A 4,367-nucleotide genomic window follows, 5' to 3' on the forward strand; every position below is an offset into this window, starting at 1 on the left:
GCGCCGGTCGAGACACGGTTGAAGACCAGCACCTCCGCGGCCCGGCCGCCGAGGAGCACGGCCATCTTGTTTTCCAACTCCTCCCGGCTCATCAGGAACCGGTCCTCGGTGGGGCGCTGGATCGTGTATCCCAGCGCGCCCACGCCCCGGGGAATAATCGAGACCTTGTGGACGGGGTCCGTGCCCGGCAGCGACAGCGCGACGAGGGCATGCCCCATCTCATGGTAGGCGACCGTCTCCCGCTCCTGCGGATTGAGCACGCGGGTTTTGCGGGCAAGACCGGCCACTACTCGTTCCACAGCCTCATTGATATCGGACATATCAACCTGATCCGCGCTACGCCGGGTCGCGAGCAGCGCCGCCTCGTTGACGACATTGGACAGATCTGCCCCGGTCAGCCCGGGCGTCAGCTCGGCCAGCCGGTCGGCGGTGACCTCGGGCGCCGCCTTGATGCGCTTCAGATGCAGCTGCAGGATGGCTTCGCGGGCGGGCTTGTCCGGGCGGTCCACCAGCACCTGCCGGTCGAACCGGCCGGCCCGCATCAGCGCGGGATCCAGCACCTCGGGCCGGTTGGTGGCGGCCAGCAGGACCACGCCGGTCCGGGGATCGAAGCCGTCCAGCTCCACCAGGAGCTGGTTCAGGGTCTGCTCCTTCTCGTCATGACCGCCAAGGCCATAGGCGCCGCGGGCCCGGCCGAGCGCATCCAGCTCATCGATGAAGATAATGGCCGGCGCCTTGTCGCGCGCCTGCTCGAAGAGATCCCGCACGCGTGCCGCGCCGACCCCCACGAACATCTCGACGAACTCGGAGCCGGAGATGGAGAAGAAAGGCACGCCAGCCTCGCCCGCCACGGCACGCGCGAGCAGCGTCTTGCCGGTGCCCGGCGGGCCGACCAGCAGCACGCCTTTCGGCACGCGCGCACCCAGCCGCCCGTATCCCTCCGGATCCTTCAGAAAGGCGACGATCTCCTTCAGCTCGTCCTTGGCCTCGTCAGCCCCGGCGACATCGGCGAAGGTCGTCCTGGTGTCGGTCTCGACATAGACCTTGGCACGGGACCGGCCGATCGACATCAGCCCGCCCCCCATGCCGAGGTTGGCAACAGCGCGCCGCCAGACCAGCGCCCACACGAGATAGAAGACGACGATCGGCAGCAGCCAGGACAGCAGGTTGGACCAGAAGGTGTTCGGCACAACACCTGTAAAGGTGACTCCGGCCGCCTCCAACTCCTTCGCGATATCCTCGGGCACGGCCGTCGTCTCGAACAGCCTCCGGCCGTCCGGATTGGGCGTTTTCAAGGTGCCGAAGAGATGGGAGCCAGAGACCTGAACAGAGGCAACCTTCTGCTCGCGCACCAGCTGCCGGAACTCGCTGTAGGGAATCGGCTGCACGGCCTGGCTGGCCGCCCACCAGCTCTGCAGCAAAGTGATCAGGATGAACGCTGCGACCCAGTAACCGGCATGCGCACCCAGCTGCTGCCTGTTCGGCTTACGCCCGTCCGGATGCAGCTGGAACACCTGCCGGAACCAGTCGCGAACCCGGTCCAGCCAAGCGGTGCCCGACTGCACCGGCGGCTTCGCCTTCGTGACCTCGGGAGCATCGCTTGGCATGTCCGTCCTCCTTTCAATGCCTGGTTGTCGGTTGGAACGCAGTTCGGTGCGCGGCCCTACCCGTCAGTCGTCACGAACCGTCTCGAAGTCCGGCAGGACCACGCCAGTCCGCGGATCGACCAGCACCGCCCGCCGGTGGCCGCCGAAATCCTCCGCCGTCGCGCGCACGAAGTCGCCCTCACGGCGGAGGTCAGTGACATGACGCCAGCCGTCGGCCGCGAGCGCGTTCAGGGCCTCGGCGAAGGCGAAGTCCGCGCCATGACCGAGGTTGGCATTGTGCGCGTCGGTCATGGCCGCATGGGCCGTGGCCGTCCCGAGACAGACCAGGCCGGCGAGCAGCATTGCGAGGCGCTTCGTGGCAAGCGCCTTCGCGATCCTGATCCCGTGCATGCGGGGCCAGATCAGGCCGAGCGCCGTGACAACCACCACGATCGCGCCGATGATCACGTGGCTCCACATCGCCGGCTGGTTCGCGGTGAAGTGGCCGATCCAGGGCGAGCAGATGGCCCAGATGCCCAGGATCGCCTCGCCACCTTCGGTCCAGGCGGTCCATTCACCGGAGCTGCGCCGGGCCCACAGCGCGTGGACGGCCAGCATCGCGCCTGTCAGCCACGCGTTCCAGTCCGCAGGCCAGGCGTTGGAAAATCCGAGCACCCAGGGCGCCAGAAACAGGCAGATGGCGGCCACCAGGTTGACGATCTCAACAGGCTTCGTGCTCCTCATCAGTGTGCGCATCGCTCTCCTCCATCGGAGGCACGGTCGACAACCGCAGGGATCCCGCGAGCCCGACCCGGCCCGCGACCGGGCAGATCGTGCCGTTCGGCGTGGGCACGGCTGCCCGGCACCTCCGGAACTGATCATGCGGCGCGATGCCCGAGTTCGGCTGGCCCCGGAGCGGAGTCGTTGGCCGCGGGGCCAGTCGGGCCGCCGTCCTGGAGCAGCACCGGCCTGGCCGCCTGGTCAGACGATCGCATCCGCACCGCCGCCGGCAGATGCGTGGGCTCCTGCACCACGTACGGTAGGCCCTCGCGCTCCGCGTAGGCGATGGCCGCCTCGCGGCTCGGGAAACGGAGCTGCACATGACGGAGCGGGTCGGTGCCACCGACCCATCCCATCAGCGGCTCGATGAACGGGGCCGAGCGCGGTGCGAACTCCAGGACCCATTGCCTCGCCCGGGCCCGGCCCGACGAGACGACCGACGGGCCGGGACACCGGATGATCGCATGGGCATCAGACGGGAAGGCCCGCGGTGCGAACGCCGGAAGCCGGTCATTCGCCGGCGACCCCGGCGGCATGGCGTGCCGGAAGGCCTCCATGCCTGTCGGAAATTCCGCATGATCCCTGGTGACACTGTCCTGCAGCATCTGAATCACCGTTCGCCGTGGGCTGCCTCGAGTGCCGGGCGCGCACGGACTACCGCGCACAGGCGGAGACGCCATGTGCCGCTCGGTCAGCGCTCGAGGCAGCAGCCTGTTATTGGGCGGGGCTCGTGTCGATCTGTGCCGGCCGGCCTCGCCCGCCGCCGATCTCGATGCGCCTTGGCTGCATCGGCTCCGGGATCTCACGCAGGAGATCGATCATCAGCATGCCGTCTTTCAGCTGTGCATCCTTGACCTGGACGTAGTCGGCCAGGTGGAACACACGCCGGAACGGCCGCTGGATCATGCCGCGGTGGAGATAGCCTTGGCTCTGAGCCTCGCTTTCCGCCTTCTTGCCAGTGACGGTCAGGAGGTTGGGCTGCATGGTAATGTCGAGATCGTCGGGGCCGAAGCCCGCAACGGCCAGGGTGATCCGGTACGCGTCCTGGCCCGTCTTCTCGATGTTGTAAGGCGGGTAGTCGTCGGCCGGCTCCGGAAGCCTGCCGTTCTCCAGCAGCTTGAGCAGGCGGTCAAAGCCGATCGATGACCGCGCAAGCGGAGCAAAATCCGTGAGCTCCATAGCCATATCCTCCATTGAGCAACATGGTATGAGCGAGTGGCGCCCTCACGGCGTCAGCCAAACCCGCATCATGGGCGTTTGGCGATCAGCGAGCTAGGCAAGCTGACTGAAGGTTTCAAGCCCGTATGCTGTTCGTGAGGAACGGCCTGCCACCGCCTGCTGCGCGGTCGCGAGCGACAGCAGATGCTCCAGAGGGATTCGCTAATGCCGGATGCCATCAGGGCGAGCAGGAAGACCCCCGCGGCACTCGGTCCCAGCACGGGGAGGAGGGTGCGATACGCTGTCTCGATCCCCACCACATCCCGGCGCCCGTTATGGAAGGCACCAGCCGCCATGATCACCGTCGCGATATTCACGAGTGCCGCGAAACCGAGGGCCACGGCGACTTCCAGGTTTGAATAGAAGATCATGCTGCGCCAGATCCGGCTGCCGCCTCCGGCGGCGGCGCCCCGGCGCTGTGTCAGGCGCCTGCCCTGTTGGCAATTCTCTCCCGGCTGACATAGCGCATGGCCGCGTCACCCCACTCCGGAGCACTCGTCCTTTTTCAACTCGGCCCGCTCACGATTGCCGGTCACGGTCCGTGCAGGGCGGAGCCCGAACGCACCGGGGTGCACCCGCACGGACCCGTGACAGGTCTATGCCGCCCAAAAGGCGCAGGGCGGGACGGCTTCGGCAGCCGCGGTGCGGTGCCTGGTCCACGATCATCCTATGCTGCCCGGGGCCCGGCCCCCGCGTTCTGCCGGGCACGAGCAGGGCCCACCGACCGGGCCGGACAGCGCCAGCGGACAGACATATGCCCCTGCGTAGCAGGTACGTCCGGGA

The 4,367-nt window shown here is 67.7% G+C and carries 5 protein-coding genes; all 5 read right to left on the minus strand.

What is annotated here, in order from left to right:
- On the minus strand, window positions 1–1,607 hold a 1,607-nt coding region (gene ftsH, locus ACO1BU_RS36100; protein WP_424140698.1), incomplete at its 3' end, for an ATP-dependent zinc metalloprotease FtsH.
- A gap of 63 nt (window positions 1,608–1,670) precedes the next feature.
- Window positions 1,671–2,342 carry an SPW repeat protein gene (locus ACO1BU_RS36105; protein ID WP_424140699.1) on the minus strand — a complete coding sequence of 224 codons (672 nt, stop codon included), beginning with the start codon at window positions 2,340–2,342 and terminating at the stop codon, window positions 1,671–1,673.
- A gap of 122 nt (window positions 2,343–2,464) precedes the next feature.
- Entirely contained in the window at window positions 2,465–2,971 is a 507-nt protein-coding gene (locus tag ACO1BU_RS36110; RefSeq protein ID WP_424140700.1) for an NADH dehydrogenase ubiquinone Fe-S protein 4, read from the minus strand.
- A gap of 109 nt (window positions 2,972–3,080) precedes the next feature.
- Window positions 3,081–3,545, minus strand: a complete 465-nt coding sequence (locus tag ACO1BU_RS36115; RefSeq protein WP_424140701.1) for an Hsp20 family protein — start codon at window positions 3,543–3,545, stop codon at window positions 3,081–3,083.
- Between the two features lie 68 nt (window positions 3,546–3,613).
- Window positions 3,614–3,955 carry a divalent metal cation transporter gene (locus tag ACO1BU_RS36120; RefSeq protein ID WP_424140702.1) on the minus strand — a complete coding sequence of 114 codons (342 nt, stop codon included), beginning with the start codon at window positions 3,953–3,955 and terminating at the stop codon, window positions 3,614–3,616.
- Between the last annotated feature and the right edge of the window lie 412 nt (window positions 3,956–4,367).

Source organism: Roseomonas chloroacetimidivorans (genome assembly GCF_049629625.1).
Taxonomy (GTDB): domain Bacteria; phylum Pseudomonadota; class Alphaproteobacteria; order Acetobacterales; family Acetobacteraceae; genus Roseomonas; species Roseomonas chloroacetimidivorans.